This window comes from Salicola sp. Rm-C-2C1-2 (assembly GCF_040196175.1).
In the GTDB taxonomy this organism is placed as follows: Bacteria; Pseudomonadota; Gammaproteobacteria; order Pseudomonadales; family Oleiphilaceae; genus Halospina.
This window is the reverse complement of the sequence record NZ_JBEFNF010000011.1, coordinates 22,658-41,253: the sequence shown is the minus strand read 5'-3', so window position 1 is coordinate 41,253 and position 18,596 is coordinate 22,658. Positions and strand designations below refer to the sequence as shown.

Here is an 18,596-nt window from a genome sequence, read left to right as displayed (position 1 = left end):
GTGTGCGCTGAAATGGAGAACATGAGCGAGAAAGTCCAGTTTAACGAACTTATGGAGAGGGTTCAGGCCTGCCGGATTTGTCGTGAATGCCCGCGTTACGGCAATCCGCTCCCCCATCAACCAAGGCCCATCATGCAGGCAGGCACCGGCGCCCGGGTCTGCATCGCCAGCCAGGCGCCGGGCAACAAGGCCCACCAGAAGGGCCTGCCATTCTACGACCCATCAGGTGTGCGGCTCAGGGAATGGCTGGCGGTCTCCGAGGAACGTTTCTACGACCCGGAGCAGTTCGCGATCGTGCCCATGGGCTTCTGCTTCCCCGGTTATGACCGCAAGGGCGGCGACCTGCCCCCGCGGCGCGAATGCGCGGAGACCTGGCACGAGTCCGTGTTCGCGGCCCTGCCTAATCTCTCGCTGATCCTGGTGATCGGCCAGTACGCTCAGCGTTACCACCTGCCAAAGCGCCACCGGGAGAAAACACTGACCGCCACCGTGGCCAACTGGCGCACCATACTGACTGAGGGCAGCGAACCGGCGGTTCTGCCCATGCCCCACCCCTCGTGGCGCAACAATGCCTGGATCCGCAACAACCCCTGGTTTGAGGCGGAACTGCTGCCGGAGCTGCGCAGTCGCGTCGAGGCCCTGCTGGGCCCTGAATCAGACGCCTGAGGCCACTACCGGATAGCCGGGCTCGCCCCACTCAGCTTCCGGGTGCGCCATCAGAATATCAATGATGACGGGTACCAGCTGGCCCAGAATGTCAGCCCCGTCGCGCACCTGTTCGCGGTTAACGGAACTGTTCCAGGTGGAGCCACCGTGCATCATCTGGTTGCGCAAGGTGTAAAGCCGCGAGAACACCAGCCCCAGCACCCGTGCCGTGTCATCCGAGCCCAGTGCCCTTGAGGCGGCTACCTTGGCGCGCTCGAACAAACCCTGCCACTCACCCCTTGGCCGGCGCCCGTTCTGGCAGTCCCAGTAGGGCTGGAACACATACTGGTTGTTAAGCAGCATCTGGATGGCGTCAGGGAACGCCGTCCAGACGACCCCTGAGAGCCGCTTATCCCCATCCAGCGCCACGAGCTTCTCCAGGAACTCACGCAGGACTTTCTGTTCCGGCATGGGCTCCTCAAGCCGCATTTCCTGGGCGTAAGCGGCATTGAACGCGATCCACAGGAAAATGAAGCGCCCATCCCCGTCGTCGCACTGCTCGGCCCTCTGAAGCCAGCTCAGGGCCCGATGAACGCGCAGGTCCAGGGCGTCCGGAAGGTTGTCGCGAATGCCTCTGTGGCGGGCTTTGAGGGATTCAAAATCCTGAAACACGAGATCGCTCCTGTTTGACCTCTGCGGTCAATACGTATAGGTTCGTACATCATAGTTGGGCGGTTACGCATCAGTAATCCTTCCGCGCACCGCTTTCTTAATGTCTTTATCTAATCAGACCACGGGGTATTATTGCAGTGATACGGGCTGAAGGCGTCACCAAAGTATTCGGACCCAACCCGGAATCCGTGAAACCTCTGCTGGAACAGGGCAAATCCAAGGACGAAATCCAGACTGAGACCGGACACGTGGTGGGGGTCAACAACGCCAGCTTCGAGGTTGGCGCCGGCGAGGTCTTCTGCATCATGGGCCTTTCCGGTAGTGGCAAATCCACCCTCATCCGTTGCATCAACCGTCTCATCGAACCCACTTTCGGCAAAATCATCCTCAACGATCCCAAGCATGGCGATCTGGATATCGCGACCATGGACGATCAGACCCTGCGCCGAGTGCGCTCGGAACATCTGAGCATGGTCTTCCAGCATTTCGCCCTGTTTCCGCACCGGACGGTGCTTTCCAACGTGGTGTACGGGCTCGAAGTCCAGGGGCGTGAGAAAGCGGAACGCGAAGAACTGGGCCAGAAGTATCTGGAAATGGTCGGGCTGGGCGGCTGGGAAAACCACTACCCGGACGAACTTTCCGGCGGCATGCAGCAGCGCGTGGGCCTGGCCCGCGCGGTCGCCACCGAAGGCAACATCCTGCTGATGGACGAGCCCTTCTCGGCCCTGGACCCGCTGATCAAGGTTCAGATGCAGGATGAGCTGATGCGGATCCAGCAGGATCTTGGCCGCACCATCCTGTTCATCACCCACGACCTCGACGAGGCCATGCGCATCGGCGACCACATCGCCATCATGGACGCCGGTGAGATCGTGCAGGTGGGGAATCCGGAAGAGATCCTGGTCAATCCCAAGACCGAGTATGTTGCCAAGTTCGTCGAGCACGCCGACCCCACCGGTGTAATTACCGCCGAAACCGTCGCCCTTCCGTTCAGTGATCGCTATTTCAATGCCATACGCGAAGAGGATGGCAACCAGGTCTGGCATCGCAGTGGTTACACCGATGTCGAGTTCCATGTGGATGCAGATGGTCATGCCGTAAAAATGCGTTTTGAGGGCCATGACGTCAGCCTTCATGAACTGGAGGAGAAAATCACTGAAAGTGGCGGTGCGCCGGAACGCCGCACGGATGCCGCCGTCCATTGCACTGCGGACACCGTGCTCAAGCGCGTGCTCCGCGGGCGCGCCTACTCAGAGCTTCCAATTATGGTTCAGGACGCTCAGGGGTGCCTGAAGGGCATTATCGACGAACCCGAGTTGATCCACGGCATCCTCGAGAAACACGGTTACGCACAGGACGACTGAGGCCACCATCATGAATGATCTGATTCCAATGCTCGGCGGTTCCCTGGGTAACCCGTTTGAGTTTTTCGATATGCCCATTGACGACTGGGTGACCCAGTTCGTTGACTGGCTGGTCGCCACCTTCCGTGATTTCTTCCGGACCTGGGTCAGCCCGCCGGTCAAAGCTGTTATGGAATGGGTCCAGTGGGTGCTCATGTCCACTACGCCACTGGTGGTTCTGGCCGGCCTGTTCGTCATCGCCTGGCGCGCCGCCTCCTGGAAAGTGGGCGTGTTCGCCGTGATCGCTTTCACCTTCATTGGTTTCATGGGGGTCTGGGAAGAACTCATGACCACCCTCTCCCTGGTCATCACCTCGGTGATGTTCTGTCTCATCATTGGTGTGCCCATTGGCATACTGTGCTCGCGCAAGGACATGACCTACACCCTGGTGCGGCCGTTACTCGATATCATGCAGACCACGCCGCCTTTCGTTTATCTGGTGCCCGCGGTCATGCTGTTCAGCATCGGTAACGTGCCGGGGCTTGTAGCCACCATCATCTTTGCCATGCCACCGACCATCCGCCTGACCAACCTGGGTATCCGCCAGGTTCCCGGCCAGTATACAGAAGCGGCTACAGCCTTCGGCTCCACGCCACGCCAGATTCTTTGGAAGATACAGGTTCCGCTGGCCATGCCGACCATCATGGCGGGTCTTAACCAGACCATCATGCTGGCGCTGTCGATGGTTGTGATCGCGGCCATCATCGGGGCCGGCGGGCTCGGCCTTCTGGTGTTCCAGGGGCTGAACCGTCTCGACATCGGCCAGGCCTTTGTCGGCGGCCTTGGCATTGTGCTGCTGGCCATGGTGCTTGACCGGATCACTCAGGGACTGGGCGAAAAAGCGCCTGGCAGCCGGGCCAGCAAAGACGATTGATAACCATCTGTGAAGTGCGGGTGCCACCGGCATCCGTAGGACGACACAGCTCACGACGATGTGAGTTCAATAAGAGCAATACGGAGGAACGTATTATGAAACGTCTGAAATCCATTTCGCTGAAAGCGCTGGCGCTGGCCCTGGTGGGCTCTCTGGCGTTCAGCGCCCAGGCCGACGATCACAAGTCGATGCCCGGTGAGGGCGTGAGCGTCCAGCCGGCTGTCGCTACATGGACCTCCGCCATTCCAGTGAGCTGGGTCTATGCGGAGCTGCTGACCGAACTGGGCTATGACGTCCAGGATCCGATTTCCCTCCAGAACCCGGTGGCTTACCTGGCCATGAGCGAGGGCGATGTGGACTACTGGCCCAACGGCTGGTTCCCGCTGCACAACCCGCAGCTGCCAGACAACTGGGACGGGAATGGCACCGTCTTCGATCCACTCTGCAAGGGCTGTGGCATCCAGGGCTATCTGGTTAACAAGGAAGCCGTGGAGAAGTATGACATCGAAGGCATCATGGACATCGTGAACAACGAGAAAGTCCGCAACGCCTTTGACCACGACAACGACGGCAAGGCCGAACTCTACGGCTGCCCGCCCGGCTGGGGTTGCCACGAAGGCATCAACGCCATGATCGACAAGTTCGAGCTGGGTGACCGCATCGACCATGTGGATGCCGGCTATGCTGCTAATTTCACAGAAGCCATGTCACAGATCGAACAGGGCAACCCTACGCTTTACATGACCTGGGGTCCCAGCGCCTGGATCCTCAAGCTGGTACCGGGTGAGGATGTCATGTGGGTTAACGCACCCGGCATCGTTGAAAGCGAGAATGAAAAAGCATCCGGCATCACCGGCGCTGTAACCGATCCCATCCAGATGGGCTTTGTTGCGGCAGACATCCAAGTTGCCGGCAACAGCAAGTTCCTCGAAGAGAACCCGGCAGCCGCTGAGCTGTTCCGCCAGGCGGAAGTACCTCTGAAGTGGATCAGTCAGGTGGACGCTCAGATGAGCGAAAAGGACCTGGACGATGACGAGGTCCGGCCGCTGGCAGCTGAGTGGCTCGACGAGAACCGCGACATGGTTGATAAGTGGCTGAAAGCAGCCCGCGAAGCGGCCAAGTAAGTCGTTAAAGATCCAAACGGATCAGAACAGGGGGCTCTGCGGAGCCCCCTTTTTTGTGACCGCTCACCGGGCCGGTGTGCAGGCCAGCCGATAGGCGGCCGGTGATCACAGCCACCATGGCAGTGGTGTCACCGCTGCGTGCGTGCTCATCGTCATCCAGTGCGGCAATCATGATGATGGTCGCGTTGATGGCCACGCCCCCCAACCCCATTATCCCGACGATGATGATGAAACCGAACGCTTGTCCGGTCAGGGTCAGGGCCAAGGCCAAAGGCCTGAGCGCCACTGAAGAATACGATCCCGGCCCTGCGGAAGGAACTGAACGTCAGCGTCACAGTCTCATTGCGCTCCTCGGCTTCCCGAACCCCAATGGAGGCAACCCGGCCTTCCGGCTCGATGGCCAGCGTGCTGGCACGGCGCGGCTCGATCAGCCCAGTAAAGCGAGTAACCTGGGGGAAACTGTCGACGGCTTCGGGCGCACTGATGCTCACGGGAAGAAGCCGCTCATTATCAGCTTCTTTGGCCGGCACTGTACTGGCCCCGGCACGCAGGATGATCAGGGTGGCCGCGAGCGGCGGAAGCTTACCAGAACGTAACCCGGAGCACCCTACCTATCCGACCCGGAGTCCAAAGTCTTGCATCACCTCTCAGATCCATGCTCCCGGAAGGTGATATTTTTGTTCAACGCAATAGTGACATCACGAGTGACCACCATGGGAATGAACCGTCCTCTCCGCACCCTGATCCTTCTGGCCCTGTTAGTAGGCCTCGGAGGATGCGGCATTCACCAGTCCATCGGGCACGATGCCGGTGCCTTCGTGCGTGATGTGGATGGCGAGCACTTCCGCCCCGTACCCAAACATCGCTGGGACAGCGACGACCATGCCCTGCTGTATCTCTACCGACCACAGTCGGAGTGGGGAGATCAGGAGCTCATGGCGCCCAGCTTCTATGTGGACGGCCATCATTACGTAAATCTGCGTAGCGGTGGCTATACCTGGCTCGAAATCCTGCCCGGCACACGGGAGCTGGATATGCACCGGCCTTTCTTCGGCATCGAGGGGCTGGGCTCCCCCTTCTCTCATATCCTGGATGCGGAGCTTGCCATGGAAGCTGGCGAAATCTATTTTCTGCGCTATTCGGAGGTCAGCGAGACAAACTCACTTGATCCGGATCTGGCGGACGATCACCCCCTGAGTCGGGGCCCCGCGCGCCTTGTCAGCCAGGACACCGCGATGGAAGAGCTGCGCCAGACCCGGTTCATGCAGAGCGTGCTGCTGGCCACCAATCATGCCGGCACCTCCATCGTGAAGGACAACCGCAAGGCGGATTACCAACGCCGCCGCAAAGCACTGCGCGAGCAACGTGGCGAGGAGATCCAGCGCATGAAGCAGCAGGGGCATTACGAGCCTGCTCCCTGGTACTGGCCGTGGGGCGGAGGGCCCTCGCGGTCGCTGGAAACCGATCGCAAACTGCGCCAGCTTGAGCGCGAACGGAAGCAGCGGCTGGCCGGAGAGGAAGAAGACGGCCATTGGTGGTGGCCGTTGTAAAGGTGGTGGCGTAGTATTGTGGAATCATGAGCGCCAATACGATTTCCCTCAACCGCAAAACGGATCAACTCCCTGACGATGGGCGCCCGGTATGGCTCTTCGGTTATGGATCATTGATCTACAAGGCGGGCTTTGACTACATCGAAACCCGCCAGGCTGTCGTACAGGGCTGGAAACGCCGCTTCTGGCAGGGATCGCACGACCACCGTGGGACACCCGCAAACCCTGGACGTGTAGCAACTCTGATCGCGGACGCCGAAGCCCGCTGTACCGGCCTCGCCTATCAGGTCACCCCGGATGTCTTCGAGCAACTCGACGTACGCGAGAAAAATGGTTACCTGAGGCTGGTCCGGCGCCTGATGTTTGATGACGGCGCAGAAGTGGACGGACTCGTCTACATTGCCACCGAAGACAACGCTGCCTGGCTTGGACCGGCCCCGGAGGCCGCCATAGCACGCCACGTGGCTTCCTCCGAAGGGCCAAGTGGCCCCAACAGCGAGTATCTGCTTGAACTGGCAAACGCACTCCGGATCATGGACGTGGATGACCCGCATGTGTTTGCAATTGAACACCATCTCAGGGTGTTGCTTGAAGCGGATCATAAACCGAACTATATTGATCCGGGGATTTCCTGAGTCCAAATGAATCAACCCGGTGGCCTATAATGCAAATAACAAGTCGGTCAGGAGCCTAAGCGTGACCGAGCTTGGCTTCACCGCTGCGGTTAGACGGCTACGCACCGACTTCCAGCTCTCAGTCATTACCCTTCTGGGAGTGGCCGCCCTTTTTGGTATTGTACCCTTCGCGGTCTACCGGTTTCAGGAACTTAACTACCTCGCTGGTGTTGCCGATTCGCTGATTTCCGCCGGCATCATCGCCAGCGTCATCTATGCCTGGATGACCGGCGATACGGCTCGGACAGGTTTTGTTCTGGCAGTGTTCTGCTGCGTTGCGGGCGTGGTCATCGGTTCTATCCTGCCGCAGGTAGGCCATCTTTGGGGCTACCCCATACTGGTTGCAAGCTTTTTCCTGACCCGGCCGACCACCGCCATCTGCCTCAACACCGCCATGGTCGTGGCCATCATGATCTACGGAACCTCCCTGCCTTCAGGGGAGAGCCTGTGGGCCTTTTTCGCCACGGCTACGGTAGTCAGTGCCTGCTCTTTCATCTTTGCGATCCGGAACCAGCATCAACGCCGTGAAATGGCGATGCTGGCGCGCCGCGATCCACTCACGGGGGTGCGTAACCGCCGTTCCATGGATGATGCCCTGCAGCTGGCTGTCTCCACGGCGAGTCGCACCGGAACCCCCTACGCTCTGGTTATGCTGGACCTGGACCACTTCAAGGCCATTAATGACGAGCACGGTCACGCTCTTGGGGATGAGATTCTGGTTAATCTGACAAAGATGGTGGAGCGCAGCACCCGTCAGAGCGATCAGTTGTTCCGCTTCGGCGGCGAGGAATTTGTCCTGCTGATGCCAGCCGTGGATGCGCCCGGCATGAAAGCCGTAGTTCAGGGGCTGCGACAGAAGATCCGGTCGACCCTCACCAGTCCTGATGGCCCGGTAACCGCCTCTTTCGGTGCAGCACACCTTGAAGGCGACGAGAGCTGGGAAAACTGGCTGAAACGGGCGGATAACGCGCTCTATCAAGCCAAAGAGCGCGGCAGGGACTGCGTCGTGATTGCCGGTGATGACGAAAAGCCAGACTGCTGGGAGTAGCGATTTCAGCCTGAAGACTGGACGCGTTGGCCTTGCCGGGCCACACGTCCCTCCTCTATCAGCTTCTCCAGGTGGGCCTCTAGTGAGCGCGCTGCCACAGAGTGCATTGCAGCCGGTACATCATCATAGACCCTTGCCAGCAGCGCTTGCGGTTCAACACCATCCGGCGCACTAGCGAGACAGCGCAGCACCTTGTGCTCACGCAGGTGGCGATGCGTGATCAGATAATCGAACACCGCCCAGGGATCAGCCATCAACTGACCGTGCCCCGGCAGCAGATAATGCACCGGCTCCCCGAGCAACCGCCGCAGCGTTGTCAGATAATCCCCCAGATGCCCATCCGGCGGATCAATAACCACTGTCGAGGACTGCATGACCAAATCGCCGGCCAGCAAAAGCCCCTCTGGCTCCCACAGAAAGGCCAGATGATTGCCGGCATGCCCCGGCGTGTTCAAAACGCGCAGCCCCGGGGCCAGGTACTCACCATCCGCGGGTTCATGGTCCGGCTCCAGGTTGTGATCGTGATGCGCCAGATCCGCGCCAGGACGCAGGCACACGAGACGGGCACCTGTGCGTTCCTGCAGTTGGTGAGTGGCCGGCGTGTGGTCCAGATGCGTATGGGTTAGCAGAATTTGATCAATAGATCCGCCCGACTCGGACAGTATCGCTTCCACATGACTTTCATGATCCGGCCCCGGGTCCACCACCAGCACCTGCCCGCCAACACGGAGAAGGTAGGTGTTGGTGCCCGGCCCGGTCATCACGCCCGGATTGGGTGCGGTAAGACGGGTAATCACCGGCGTGATGGCAACCGCCCTGCCCGGCTCAATGCGACCGCTGGAATGCCCGTTAGCGCTGGGATCCAGAAACCGCGCCTCGTCATAGCCGGCCTCGCCAGCAGCCAGGCGACCGCCCTGTATTGGCCAGTCCGCATCCGGTGCCTCGTAAGGGGCCAGGTCGGCCAACGATGCAACCAGTTCGGCAACGCTGGCGCCCCCCTGGAGCTGCCTCAGGGTGCCGAGGGTCGGCGGCACCAGCAAGCGCTCGCCCCGGGCATGTTCCGCCAGCGCCTGTTCCGGCGTCAGCCACACTGAGTCTATGGTTTCAGTACCATCAGGCCAGGCCGTCTGGCCCGAAGGCACTGGGGCAAGGAAGAACCGGGTATCAAAACGCCGCGGCGGCCCTGGTGGTGTAACCCAGCGCCCCAGATAGACAAGCCCATCCGTTGCGGCGGTCAGTCCCATGCGTCGACAGTAATCCGACAGTGCCTCCTGTTCCGCATCCAGGCGCCACCGCTCGCTCCATTCCGGTACCGTATGCGTGGCCAGCTCGCCGTGCCCGCCCCGGACCACAAGCACCCCGGCCTCTTCAAAGCACTCGCGCAGGGCCGCGTTGCGGTCCACCGGTGCCTCATCCAGCGTGCCAACCGCCCCACCAGGAAACACATCGAACCCCGGCAGGAACACCGCATCACGGGTACGCCGCAGCAAAAGCACTTGCGGGCCGCACGCGCCATCGCGTGCCAGCACCAGGGTTGCAGCCTCACGGATCTCAGTCATAGCGTTGTTCAGCAGGTCGCCTCCATGACCACCTTGCCCCGGGTGTGACGGGTCTCAATATGGCGATGGGCGTCTTCGGCATGATAGAAGGGATAGATCTGGTCCACATGAACCCGGAGCTTGCCCTCATTCGCCCATTGGCGCAATACGGCCAGATCCGAGCGGTTCGAGTGCACGATCACCAGCCGGCTGCGTTTGTGGAGGCCAAGCCGCGCCAGGCCCTCCGCAGGCAGACTGCGGCTACTGGGTATGGTGCTCACATAGCGCCCGCCCCGGCTCAGGCTGTTGCTGAAATCACGGACGCTGTAGTTACCAAAGACATCAAATACCACATCGAAAGGCCCCGGGATAGCCGGCGCCGGTGTCTGGTGGTAGTCCACCGCCTCGTTCGCCCCCAGATCGGTCACAAACTTCAGGTTACGTTCACTGCAGACAGCGATCACATGACAGCCAAGGTTGCGAGCGATCTGGACCGCGAAATGACCCACACCACCGCTGGCTCCATTGATCAATACGCGCTGCCCCGGCTGAACGCCGGCGCAGTCACGCAGAGCCTGGAGAGCGGTCAGACCAGCCAGGGGAATAGCTGAGGCCTCGGTGAATGCCAGCCCCTCAGGACAAGCGATGACTTCATCCGCCTCCAACACCGCGTATTCAGCATGCACACCACCATGAAAGCGGTTGCTCATGCCGAAAACACGCTGCCCTACCTCCAGGCCCCGGACCTGATCGCCCACCCGGACCACTTCTCCGGCCATATCCAGACCGCTGACACGCGGAAGGGACTCTCTGTCGAGCACCCGTAGGAAAGAACGGAAAAACCCCTTGCGCAAGAGCACATCCTTGGGGTTCAGCGCACCAGCCCGGACTTTTACCTGCACCTGACCAGGGCCAACGACCGGTTCCGGCCAGTCATCGACCCATTCCAGTACATTGGGTTGGCCATAGGCCCGGTAGATGATGGCTTTCATAGGGGGGGGCTCCCTGACCAGCAACACGAACTTTGGATCAGTGTAGTCACCAGCCGGGGAGTTTTCCTCTTGGGTGACAGGCCCGTTTCGCGTTCCACGGGCCTGTCAGTCAGACACCCTTGCGCTTTAAGGGTTTCTGTATTCGGCCTTGGGCCCGAGGTAATACCACCAGTTCACGACCATGCACAGCGTGTAGAAGGCGGCAAAGGCGTAGAGCGCATTCTCCGGAGTGGCGGCCTTGATCTGTTCGCCGAACACCTTGGGGATAATGAAGGCGCCATAGGCTGCGACTGCCGACGTCCAACCCAGAACCGGTCCAGCCTGCTCGGTGTTGAAGACCTTGGCAATGGTGCGGAAAGTGGAACCGTTACCTATACCAGTGGCTGCGAACAGAAGCAGGAACAGCAGCAGGAAGGGAATAAAGAAATCCTGCGGCGTCTGGGACGCATAAGCCAGCTGCATGTAGTAGGCCACGCCCAGTGAGCTGCCAATCATCACCAGCGCGACAACACCGGTTACCAGCGCACCGCCGACTTTGTCCGCGATCCAGCCGCCAACAGGGCGGATGAGGGCGCCGATAAAGGGACCCATCCAGGCCCACATCAAGGCGGAAGGACCTGCCGGATTCGGCGTGTCATGGGTCATGGCACCATCCACCATGATGTGCTGATAGCCGAAGATAACCTTGATGGCAAGACCAAAACCGGCGGAGAAGCCGATGAAGCTGCCGAAGGTCATGGTGTAGATCAGACTCATCACCCAAGTGTGCTTGTTGGAGAAGATCTTGAACTGACGCTGTAGATTCGGCTTTATTTCACCCGGGATCAGCTTCAGAAGCATCACCGTGGCGAACAGGATACCCGCGATGACAGGCCACTTGACCCAATCCGGCGCACCCAGCCCAACCGGTTGCGGCAGAATGATGTAGAGGCCGATGGCGGCGGTAAAGAAGCCGATGAGCAGCATCCCCGTCATTTTGCCGAAAGCACTGAGGGGGCTCCCGATGTTCGGCGACACTCCTTCTGTGCGGATGTTGTCCATGCCAAACCAGCCGGCGAATGCCAGCGGAATCAGAAACAGCAACCAGACGTAGCCCGCATTGTGGATAAAGGTCTCGCTGCCCGCCGGGATCTTCCCGATCAGCGTTCCGGAACCGTTTTCCAGGATCATGGGAGCGCCACCGAAAACACCGATGGTCATGAACAGCGGCACCAGGATCTGCATGGTGGTGACACCCGCGTTACCCAGTCCGGCGTTAAGGCCCAGCGCCAGCCCCTGCTTACTCTTGGGGAAGAAAAAACTGATGTTGGACATCGAGGAGGCGAAATTACCGCCACCAATACCAGAGAGAAACGCCAGGAGCTGGAAAACCCAGAGGGGCGTTTCCTGACTCTGCAGCGCCAGTCCCGTTCCGAAGGCGGGAATCATCAGCAGGGCGGTAGTGAAGAAAATGGTATTACGCCCGCCCGCAATACGGATAAAGAAACTGCTTGGAATGCGCAGTGTGGCGCCAGTGAGACCGGCAATCGCGGTCAGCGTGAACAACTCCTCTTTAGGGATCGGGAAGCCCAGATTGTCCATCTGGACCGTAATAATGCCCCAGTAAAGCCAGACCGCAAATCCGCACAACAGACTCGGGATAGAAATCCAGAGATTGCGATTGGCGATTTTCTTACCCTTCGACTCCCAGAAGTCAGAGTCTTCGACATCCCACTTGTAGAGATCACCCATAATAAGGCTCCGGGTTGATGTGAATGGATTCAACAACGCGGGAGGCCGGACCTCCCGCATTCATTTCAGCTTTTCGCGGTATTTGCCTCGTTGCCGTAGTCGTGCTGGATCTCTGGCAGATCACGGGCGCTCTGCTCTTCGCCACGTTCCGGATGCCGGCGACGCTCCATACGCACGATGGCGCCGTGCATCCACAGCAACGAGACCAGCACCAGCAGGAAAAGCAACATGAAGCAGCTGGTCCAGACCCCGAGCAGATCGTTCAGGGCACCAAACATGATGGGCAGGAAGAAGCCGCCGAGGCCGCCGATCATGCCCACAAGGCCGCCCACGGAGCCCACATGATCGGGATAGTAGACCGGGATATGCTTATAGACCGCTGCCTTACCGAGTGACATGACAAAACCAAGCGCAATGGTCAGAACCACGAACAGAGTCAGCGGTATGCCAAAGGCGAACTCGATCGGGCCATCCATGCCGTCAATGATGTAGCGCGTCTGCGGATAGCTCAGTACGAAAAGGCAGAGCAGCGACACGCCATAGGTCCAGTACATGACCGCACGCGCCCCCATGCGGTCGGACATCCAGCCCCCGAGGGCCCGGAAAACCGAGGCTGGCAGCGCATAGAGGGCAGCCAGCATACCGGCCTGCTCAAGGCTCAGGTCATAGACATTGACGTAGTAGTTGGGCAGCCAGGAGGCGAGCGCAACAAAGGCACCAAACACGAAGAAGTAGTACAGCGAAAAACGCCAGACCTGGAGATTTTTCAGCGGCGCCAACTGTTGTTTAACCGGTGTTGGCTGCGCACCTTCCTCTTGACGGCGCTTGAGGCGCGGATCATTTTCGGTCATCAACCAGAACACAACGGCCATGACGGCGAGAACGACGGCGTATACCTGAGCAGTCATTTCCCAGCCAAGCGCCACTACGAGGAACGGCGCACCGAAGTTGGTAACAGCGGCACCGACGTTACCCGCCCCGAAGACGCCGAGAGCGGTTCCCTGGTGCGTTTTGTCATACCACTCGGAGGTGTAAGCAATCCCGACAATGAACGAGCCACCGGCCAGACCAATGCCCAGAGCTGCAACCAGGAAAAGAACGTAGCTGGTAACGGTCGAAAGAAGGAATACCGCCACGGAAGTGGCCAGCATCAGGATGCTGAAGACCAGCCGTCCACCGTAGCGCTCGGTCCACATCCCGAGAAAGATCCGGCTGATGGAACCGGTCAGCACTGGCGTCGCCACCAGAATCCCGAATTGCGTATCCGAAAGCCCCAGATCCTGCTTGATCTTGACCCCGATGACGGAAAAGATCGTCCAGACCGCAAAGCAGACGGTAAAGGCCAATGTAGAAAAAGCGAGCGCCTTATGGGCTCGCGGTGGGTCGTACTCGTGTTCGCTCAGCATCATTAACTCCTGTTCCAGTCCGCGGTCACACGGGACTTCTGTGACCTTCTGGTACAGAGTAACCAGCAAAGTGGCTTTTTACATACAGGTTTATTTCCAAATAATCAGGGGGTTACCCATAGAGGGGTAGACGCGGATAAGCGGGGGTAGATCAGAATGGCCTGAGGATGGCGAGGCTGAAGATCACACCGAGCTGAACCAGCGCCACAATTGCCGCGGTCAGCCTGACATTCGGTGCCCGCGCCTGATCCAGTGCCCACTTGCCAGCTATAATATAGCCCATTAGAAGAATCACTTTGCCGGTCAGCCAATGGTGCACAAAGGGCAGCCAGCCGGTGATCACCATAAGTCCGAGCGCCGCACTCAGCAGGACGGTGTCATTCAGATGCGGAATCCAGCGCAAGGGCGTGCCCCGCCACTGCGGCCTCCCCAGGGCATCCAGCCCCAGACGCAGGAGCATCAGAACCGCAGTGATATAGGCGGTCAGCATGTGCACGCCTTTAACGATGTGATAGAACTCCATGGTCGACTCTCTACACTAAGATTTATTTAAAATGTATCTTAACTGGGTTACACTGCGACTGTCATGCAGCATGGCAGCACAATGGCGGACGCGTTGATGCTCATCAAAGGTTTGTGGCGCCTGCTCGCCTCGGTGGCCATCCTCCTGGGTGCACTTGGCGTAGCCCTGCCTGGCCTGCCCACGGTGCCCTTCCTGCTGGTGGCCGCCTGGGCAGCAAGCCACGGCTGGCCGGAGCTGGAAAAGCGCCTGCTGACGCATCCGCACTACGGCCCTGCCATCAGGGCCTGGCGGCAACAGCGGGCCGTACCCAGAAGGGCTAAATGGGCCGCGTCGGTGCTGATCGCCACCAGCATGATCCTGCTGGTGCTTTCCCCGGCACCGGATCTTCTGCGCTGGCTGCTGCCACCGTTTCTGCTGTGCATCACGATTTGGCTCTGGAGTCGACCCGATGGCTGAACCACCTAACACCCCGCCCCGCCTGTCCCCTGTCATACTGTTCAGCTACCCCTTCCGTATCTTCTTCCTCTCGCTTGCCGTACAGGCCGTGGCCATTATCCCCCTCTGGGTCGGCACGGTAACAGGGCGTCTGGACCTGCCACTGGCGCTCCCGGCTTTGGCCTGGCACCAACACGAGATGATCTTTGCCTGGCTGCAAGCGGCCATTGCCGGCTTCCTGCTTACCGCTGTGTGTGTCTGGACGGGAACCAGCCGCACCCAGGGGTGGCCGCTGGCGGGGCTCTGGGGTGTCTGGCTGATGGGCCGTCTGCTGATCACCCTTGGCGAATCGCTGCCAGAGTGGCTGGTCATCGGCGTTAACCTGCTGTTTATACCACTGGTGATGCTGGACGCAGGCCTGCGCGTATGGCGGGCACGCCAGCCACGCCAGCTCCCGATCCTGCTCGTTCTTCTGGGCTTATGGGTGATGCAGACAGCGTTTCTGGTCAACGCTAGCGCAACTGCTCTCGACGGCGCGCTGATCATGGCCATAACACTGATGCTGATCATCGGCGGCCGCATCACGCCCAATTTCTCCCAGGGGTGGTTGCGCGCCCGCGGGCTGCCCACAGAGGGCATCACGGTGACTCCCTGGCTCGAAAAGAGCCTGCTGGCGGTAATGGCTTTGACCTTTCTGGCGGTGCTGACCCTGCCTGATCCGGTGACCGGTGCGCTGGCCATAGTGGCGGGTACGCTGGCGCTGGTACGCATCCTGCTGTGGCGCGGTTGGCGAGTAGCACGCGAACCACTGCTCTGGATCCTGCACCTGTCGCTGCTGTGGATCCCCGTGGGGCTCTGGCTGCTGGCCGCCAGTCGTCTTGGCGGGATGCCGGAGACGGTCTGGACCCACGCCATCGGACTGGGCGCCATGGGCGGTCTTATCCTGGGCGTGATCAGCCGCGTAGCACTGGGTCACACCGGCCGCATCATGACCCTTCCGGGCGGCATGGTCACCGCTTTCGTGATGATCCACGCGGGCGCCCTTCTGCGGGTTGCCACCGGCGCCGGCGGCCTGGTCTGGCAGACCGGTATCAGCGTAAGCGCCGTTCTGTGGACAATCGCCTTCGGTCTTTACCTGTTCCGTTACACGGGCATCCTGATGCGACCCCGGGTCGACGGGAAGGCGGGCTGATGCGACTGACACGCCACACCGACTACGCCGTACGGATGCTGATGTTCCTGGCGCTGCGCAATGGCCAGCTGGGCATCATCCGGGAGATTGCCGATGCCTACGACATTTCCCGCAACCACCTGATGAAGGTAGCCCATGAGCTGCAGCGCAACGGCTACCTCGAGACCCTGCGCGGCAAAGGCGGGGGGCTGCGACTCGCGGCGCCACCAGAACAGATCATGCTGGGCGATCTGATCCGGACCATGGAGCCGGATCTCAAGATGGCGGAATGTTTTGGATGCGACAATCAGTGCGTGATCACACCCAACTGCCAGCTGAAATTCGTATTGGATGAAGCGCTCGGGGCCTTTCTGCAGACACTGGACGCCTACAGTCTGGATGATGTTATCTCGCCACGAGCCCAGAAGCTGCGCCAGAACCTGGGCCTGACACTAGAGGGTGATCTTTCGCCAGCCCCCAACAACGGTTCTGAGGCCTGACAGCCGCGATGCCGCGGCTTAAAGCGCTCCCAGTGTCAGCGCCCCATGCTGCGGCCCCACCAGCTGCTGCAGGAAATCCAGATCCTGAAGTCCTATGGGGCTGCGTCCCGGAGCGAGAACGCCTTCTCGTCGGAAATCACTGAGCACGCGGGAGACGGTTTCCTCCCGCACCCCCAGCATCAACGCCACCTGCTTCTGGCGGCAAGGCAAGCGGACCTCACGGCTGCCCTGCTCCTCGTAGAGTTGCAACAGAAACGCCGCCACCCGCTGCTCAGCGGAGCTGGCGGTGAAGAAATCAACCTGATTGAAGGTGCGCTGCAAGCGTTCGCTGGTCTGCTCCAGCAAGCGGGCGGCGAAGGGCCCATTGGCCTCCGCCAGGACACGCAGCTGCTTTGAAGGTACACCGAAAACCCGGCTTGGCAGGGTGGTACGGTAACTCATGATATAGCCGCTGCCATTGAGAAAGGCGGCTGTCAGCGCCACCAGCCGTCCGGGGCCGTGGCTGCAGAAAAACTTCTCATCGCCACTCTCGGTGTAGCGCACTCCAGCGATTTCACCCATCTCCACTACAGCACAGTAACGGGCGGGGTCACCTTCGTTGAAAAGAATCTCGCCACCGCGTGCTTCCAACCGGACGGTAGTGCCGATCAGGCTGTCGAGTTCACGCCGTGACAGACACCGGAACGGGTCGTGCGCCAGCAGCCTTTCACGCAGGCTTCGCGCTTCATCGTTCTGGATCCGTGTCTCGTGCATTAAACCCGACTCACTCTATTCGCAGGGCAGGCCGCGCCTACCCCATGAGTTGCTGTAACCCCGGCCGATCCAGAATCGTGACCTGACGCTGGCTAACCTGAACCAATCCCCGGTCGCGCAACTCCCTGAGAACCCGTGAGAAAGTTTCCGGCTGCATGGCAAGCTGCGAGGCCAAAAGCCCTTTAGGCAGAGGCAGGTCCAGAACCAATCCGGTATTGCGCCGGTCTGTCTCCGGAATCAAGCTCAGCAGATACTGGACCAGCCGCTCCCGGGCATTCTGTGCCGTCAGGATGGTGCGATCCTCCACGGTCTGGGACATCGCGGCGGCCACATACCGCATCACGTTCATCATATAATCCGAGCGCCCGGCCACCATTTCCCTCAAAAGCGCGCCACTGAACGAGCGCACCCGGCTTGGCTCCAGGCACTGCGCGTACCAGGGGTAGCGCCCATCCGGTGAACACGCCGGAACCTCCCCAAGGACGTCATCGCCGCCCGCGCTACCGAGCACACGCTCACTGCCCTGATCGGTAACCCGGAAAAGTTTGACCGAACCGGAAAGCACAATGAAAAAACGTTCGGCATCATCACCCTCCCGGCACAGCATCTCGCCTGTTTCCAGCGTATGCAGGCGGCTGCGCTGGCACAGGCTGGCCAGATCCTCATCGCTCAGATCCTGGAAAAAAGGATGACGATGGATCGAGCAATGCGCCAGTCGAGGGCATAGCAGGGGCTCAGCAAGCCGCGCCTGGGTTACATCGGCCAGTTTGATTGCGTCGCAGGATGTCACGGCAGCCTCCTCGGTTTGACGGGTGTTCGCAGTGGAGATGTTCTGCCTTGACATATTACAAACTCTCGATCCTTCAGACTGCGCCTCTTTGGTGGTAGGTCTGGTGGTAGCCATAAAGATTTATTATTTTTGAATCTTACAAGAGGAAGATTTTAAAGGCAAGGGAGGTCGCTTAAGGGGTCATTCCCCCACACACGCACCACAGCGAAACTCACATTTATTGATTTACTTCATTTACATCTTCGTTAAAGTGTTCGGATAATATCGACCGTGCCATCAAATACACCGGGAGGACACAGCCATGTCCGAGGGACTGACCCGCAACGCCGCGCGCAATATCTTCTATGGGGGCTCGACGATCTTCTTTCTGATCTTCGCGGGCCTGACCATCCATACGCATTTCTATATGGCGAACACCTCAACCAGCAGTGAGACGCTTGATGAGGGGGTCGTTGCCGGCAAGGAGGTATGGGAGGAGAACTCCTGCATCAACTGCCACACCATTATGGGGGAAGGCGCTTATTTCGGGCCGGAGCTGTCCAACGTCTGGCACCGTTACGGTGGGCGGGACAATCCCCAGGCCGCCAGGGCTGGTATCAAGGGCTGGATGAAGGCACAGCCGACTGGTGCTCCCGGCCGCCGCCAGATGCCGCAGTTCAACCTCAGCGAGCAGGAATTGGATCATCTGGTGGATTTCTTCAAGTGGGTGGATGGCATCGACACCCATGACTGGCCACCGCACAAGTCCGGTTAACCATGCCCGCAAT

General features: G+C 59.9%; 21 protein-coding genes. 12 read left to right on the top strand and 9 right to left on the bottom strand.

All coding sequences use genetic code 11. The annotated features are described in order from the left end of the window. Positions 1-21 precede the first annotated feature (21 nt). Positions 22-666, top strand: a complete 645-nt coding sequence (locus tag AAF659_RS14630) for a uracil-DNA glycosylase family protein (protein WP_349752524.1) — start codon at positions 22-24, stop codon at positions 664-666. Here AAF659_RS14630 and AAF659_RS14625 read toward each other — a convergent pair. Next, positions 655-1,317 carry a hypothetical protein gene (locus tag AAF659_RS14625; protein WP_349752523.1) on the bottom strand — a complete coding sequence of 221 codons (663 nt, stop codon included), beginning with the start codon at positions 1,315-1,317 and terminating at the stop codon, positions 655-657. The two genes, AAF659_RS14630 and AAF659_RS14625, sit on opposite strands and share 12 nt — an antisense overlap. Before the next feature lie 137 nt (positions 1,318-1,454). Between AAF659_RS14625 and AAF659_RS14620 the strand changes: the two genes are divergently transcribed. The 3 genes from AAF659_RS14620 to proX all read left to right on the top strand — a co-directional run bounded on the left by AAF659_RS14620 (position 1,455) and on the right by proX (position 4,718). Beyond that, the gene (locus AAF659_RS14620; RefSeq protein ID WP_349752522.1) at positions 1,455-2,681 is read left to right on the top strand and encodes a quaternary amine ABC transporter ATP-binding protein; all 1,227 of its coding nucleotides are present in this window, start codon (positions 1,455-1,457) and stop codon (positions 2,679-2,681) included. Positions 2,682-2,691: 10 nt separating this feature from the next. Next, positions 2,692-3,594, top strand: a complete 903-nt coding sequence (locus tag AAF659_RS14615; RefSeq protein WP_349752521.1) for an ABC transporter permease — start codon at positions 2,692-2,694, stop codon at positions 3,592-3,594. A 95-nt stretch (positions 3,595-3,689) separates the two neighbouring features. Further along, positions 3,690-4,718 (top strand): glycine betaine/L-proline ABC transporter substrate-binding protein ProX, encoded by a 1,029-nt coding sequence (gene proX, locus AAF659_RS14610; protein ID WP_349752520.1) that lies wholly within the window; start codon positions 3,690-3,692, stop codon positions 4,716-4,718. Between the two features lie 4 nt (positions 4,719-4,722). Here the strand turns inward: proX and AAF659_RS14605 are convergent, their stop codons facing one another. After that, entirely contained in the window at positions 4,723-4,914 is a 192-nt protein-coding gene (locus AAF659_RS14605) for a hypothetical protein (RefSeq protein ID WP_349752519.1), read from the bottom strand. Here AAF659_RS14605 and AAF659_RS14600 point away from each other — a divergent pair. The 4 genes from AAF659_RS14600 to AAF659_RS14585 all read left to right on the top strand — a co-directional run bounded on the left by AAF659_RS14600 (position 4,907) and on the right by AAF659_RS14585 (position 7,990). Next, entirely contained in the window at positions 4,907-5,314 is a 408-nt protein-coding gene (locus tag AAF659_RS14600) for a hypothetical protein (protein WP_349752518.1), read from the top strand. The genes AAF659_RS14605 and AAF659_RS14600 overlap by 8 nt on opposite strands. A 123-nt stretch (positions 5,315-5,437) precedes the next feature. Beyond that, on the top strand, positions 5,438-6,268 hold the full coding sequence (locus AAF659_RS14595) for a DUF2846 domain-containing protein (protein ID WP_349752517.1): 831 nt from the start codon (positions 5,438-5,440) through the stop codon (positions 6,266-6,268). A 26-nt stretch (positions 6,269-6,294) separates the two neighbouring features. Continuing rightward, the gene (locus AAF659_RS14590) at positions 6,295-6,903 is read left to right on the top strand and encodes a gamma-glutamylcyclotransferase (protein ID WP_349752516.1); all 609 of its coding nucleotides are present in this window, start codon (positions 6,295-6,297) and stop codon (positions 6,901-6,903) included. Positions 6,904-6,964: 61 nt separating this feature from the next. Then, positions 6,965-7,990 (top strand): GGDEF domain-containing protein, encoded by a 1,026-nt coding sequence (locus tag AAF659_RS14585; protein WP_349752515.1) that lies wholly within the window; start codon positions 6,965-6,967, stop codon positions 7,988-7,990. A gap of 5 nt (positions 7,991-7,995) precedes the next feature. Here the strand turns inward: AAF659_RS14585 and AAF659_RS14580 are convergent, their stop codons facing one another. The 5 genes from AAF659_RS14580 to AAF659_RS14560 form a co-directional block, all read right to left on the bottom strand. Further along, positions 7,996-9,549 carry an MBL fold metallo-hydrolase gene (locus AAF659_RS14580; RefSeq protein ID WP_349752514.1) on the bottom strand — a complete coding sequence of 518 codons (1,554 nt, stop codon included), beginning with the start codon at positions 9,547-9,549 and terminating at the stop codon, positions 7,996-7,998. 8 nt (positions 9,550-9,557) lie between these two features. After that, the gene (locus AAF659_RS14575; RefSeq protein WP_349752513.1) at positions 9,558-10,520 is read right to left on the bottom strand and encodes an NAD(P)-dependent alcohol dehydrogenase; all 963 of its coding nucleotides are present in this window, start codon (positions 10,518-10,520) and stop codon (positions 9,558-9,560) included. A 126-nt stretch (positions 10,521-10,646) separates the two neighbouring features. Then, positions 10,647-12,251, bottom strand: a complete 1,605-nt coding sequence (locus AAF659_RS14570) for an MFS transporter (protein WP_349752512.1) — start codon at positions 12,249-12,251, stop codon at positions 10,647-10,649. A gap of 65 nt (positions 12,252-12,316) precedes the next feature. Next, positions 12,317-13,660: an MFS transporter gene (locus AAF659_RS14565; RefSeq protein ID WP_349752511.1), complete on the bottom strand. Its 1,344-nt coding sequence runs from the start codon at positions 13,658-13,660 to the stop codon at positions 12,317-12,319. Positions 13,661-13,808: 148 nt separating this feature from the next. Continuing rightward, positions 13,809-14,180 (bottom strand): SirB2 family protein, encoded by a 372-nt coding sequence (locus tag AAF659_RS14560; protein WP_349752510.1) that lies wholly within the window; start codon positions 14,178-14,180, stop codon positions 13,809-13,811. Positions 14,181-14,276: 96 nt separating this feature from the next. Here AAF659_RS14560 and AAF659_RS14555 point away from each other — a divergent pair, with 96 nt between their 5' ends. The 3 genes from AAF659_RS14555 to AAF659_RS14545 are packed head-to-tail and all read left to right on the top strand — an operon-like array spanning position 14,277 to position 16,286. Then, positions 14,277-14,636 (top strand): YbaN family protein, encoded by a 360-nt coding sequence (locus AAF659_RS14555; RefSeq protein WP_349752509.1) that lies wholly within the window; start codon positions 14,277-14,279, stop codon positions 14,634-14,636. After that, a complete protein-coding gene (locus AAF659_RS14550; protein ID WP_349752508.1) occupies positions 14,629-15,807 on the top strand; it encodes an NnrS family protein in 1,179 nt (392 codons plus the stop codon). The genes AAF659_RS14555 and AAF659_RS14550 overlap by 8 nt, the downstream gene beginning before the upstream one ends. Then, positions 15,807-16,286 carry an RrF2 family transcriptional regulator gene (locus AAF659_RS14545; RefSeq protein ID WP_349752507.1) on the top strand — a complete coding sequence of 160 codons (480 nt, stop codon included), beginning with the start codon at positions 15,807-15,809 and terminating at the stop codon, positions 16,284-16,286. Before AAF659_RS14550 ends, AAF659_RS14545 begins: the two co-directional genes overlap by 1 nt. A gap of 18 nt (positions 16,287-16,304) precedes the next feature. Here AAF659_RS14545 and AAF659_RS14540 read toward each other — a convergent pair whose 3' ends face one another. Both AAF659_RS14540 and AAF659_RS14535 read right to left on the bottom strand, forming a co-directional pair. Further along, entirely contained in the window at positions 16,305-17,039 is a 735-nt protein-coding gene (locus AAF659_RS14540; protein ID WP_349752506.1) for a Crp/Fnr family transcriptional regulator, read from the bottom strand. A 37-nt stretch (positions 17,040-17,076) separates the two neighbouring features. Beyond that, positions 17,077-17,829 (bottom strand): Crp/Fnr family transcriptional regulator, encoded by a 753-nt coding sequence (locus tag AAF659_RS14535; protein WP_349752505.1) that lies wholly within the window; start codon positions 17,827-17,829, stop codon positions 17,077-17,079. A gap of 301 nt (positions 17,830-18,130) precedes the next feature. Here AAF659_RS14535 and AAF659_RS14530 point away from each other — a divergent pair, with 301 nt between their 5' ends. Beyond that, positions 18,131-18,583: a c-type cytochrome gene (locus tag AAF659_RS14530; RefSeq protein ID WP_349752504.1), complete on the top strand. Its 453-nt coding sequence runs from the start codon at positions 18,131-18,133 to the stop codon at positions 18,581-18,583. Positions 18,584-18,596 lie beyond the last annotated feature (13 nt).

Bases quoted from the DNA above. Each gene is read 5' to 3' on its own strand.
- AAF659_RS14630 (WP_349752524.1), top strand. From the start codon at position 22: ATGAGCGAGAAAGTCCAGTTTAACGAACTTATGGAGAGGGTTCAGGCC.
- AAF659_RS14615 (WP_349752521.1), top strand. From the start codon at position 2,692: ATGAATGATCTGATTCCAATGCTCGGCGGTTCCCTGGGTAACCCGTTT.
- proX (WP_349752520.1), top strand. From the start codon at position 3,690: ATGAAACGTCTGAAATCCATTTCGCTGAAAGCGCTGGCGCTGGCCCTG.
- AAF659_RS14600 (WP_349752518.1), top strand. From the start codon at position 4,907: ATGGCCACGCCCCCCAACCCCATTATCCCGACGATGATGATGAAACCG.
- AAF659_RS14595 (WP_349752517.1), top strand. From the start codon at position 5,438: ATGAACCGTCCTCTCCGCACCCTGATCCTTCTGGCCCTGTTAGTAGGC.
- AAF659_RS14590 (WP_349752516.1), top strand. From the start codon at position 6,295: ATGAGCGCCAATACGATTTCCCTCAACCGCAAAACGGATCAACTCCCT.
- AAF659_RS14580 (WP_349752514.1), bottom strand. From the start codon at position 9,549: ATGACTGAGATCCGTGAGGCTGCAACCCTGGTGCTGGCACGCGATGGC.
- AAF659_RS14575 (WP_349752513.1), bottom strand. From the start codon at position 10,520: ATGAAAGCCATCATCTACCGGGCCTATGGCCAACCCAATGTACTGGAA.
- AAF659_RS14570 (WP_349752512.1), bottom strand. From the start codon at position 12,251: ATGGGTGATCTCTACAAGTGGGATGTCGAAGACTCTGACTTCTGGGAG.
- AAF659_RS14565 (WP_349752511.1), bottom strand. From the start codon at position 13,660: ATGATGCTGAGCGAACACGAGTACGACCCACCGCGAGCCCATAAGGCG.
- AAF659_RS14560 (WP_349752510.1), bottom strand. From the start codon at position 14,180: ATGGAGTTCTATCACATCGTTAAAGGCGTGCACATGCTGACCGCCTAT.
- AAF659_RS14555 (WP_349752509.1), top strand. From the start codon at position 14,277: ATGCTCATCAAAGGTTTGTGGCGCCTGCTCGCCTCGGTGGCCATCCTC.
- AAF659_RS14550 (WP_349752508.1), top strand. From the start codon at position 14,629: ATGGCTGAACCACCTAACACCCCGCCCCGCCTGTCCCCTGTCATACTG.
- AAF659_RS14545 (WP_349752507.1), top strand. From the start codon at position 15,807: ATGCGACTGACACGCCACACCGACTACGCCGTACGGATGCTGATGTTC.
- AAF659_RS14540 (WP_349752506.1), bottom strand. From the start codon at position 17,039: ATGCACGAGACACGGATCCAGAACGATGAAGCGCGAAGCCTGCGTGAA.
- AAF659_RS14530 (WP_349752504.1), top strand. From the start codon at position 18,131: ATGTCCGAGGGACTGACCCGCAACGCCGCGCGCAATATCTTCTATGGG.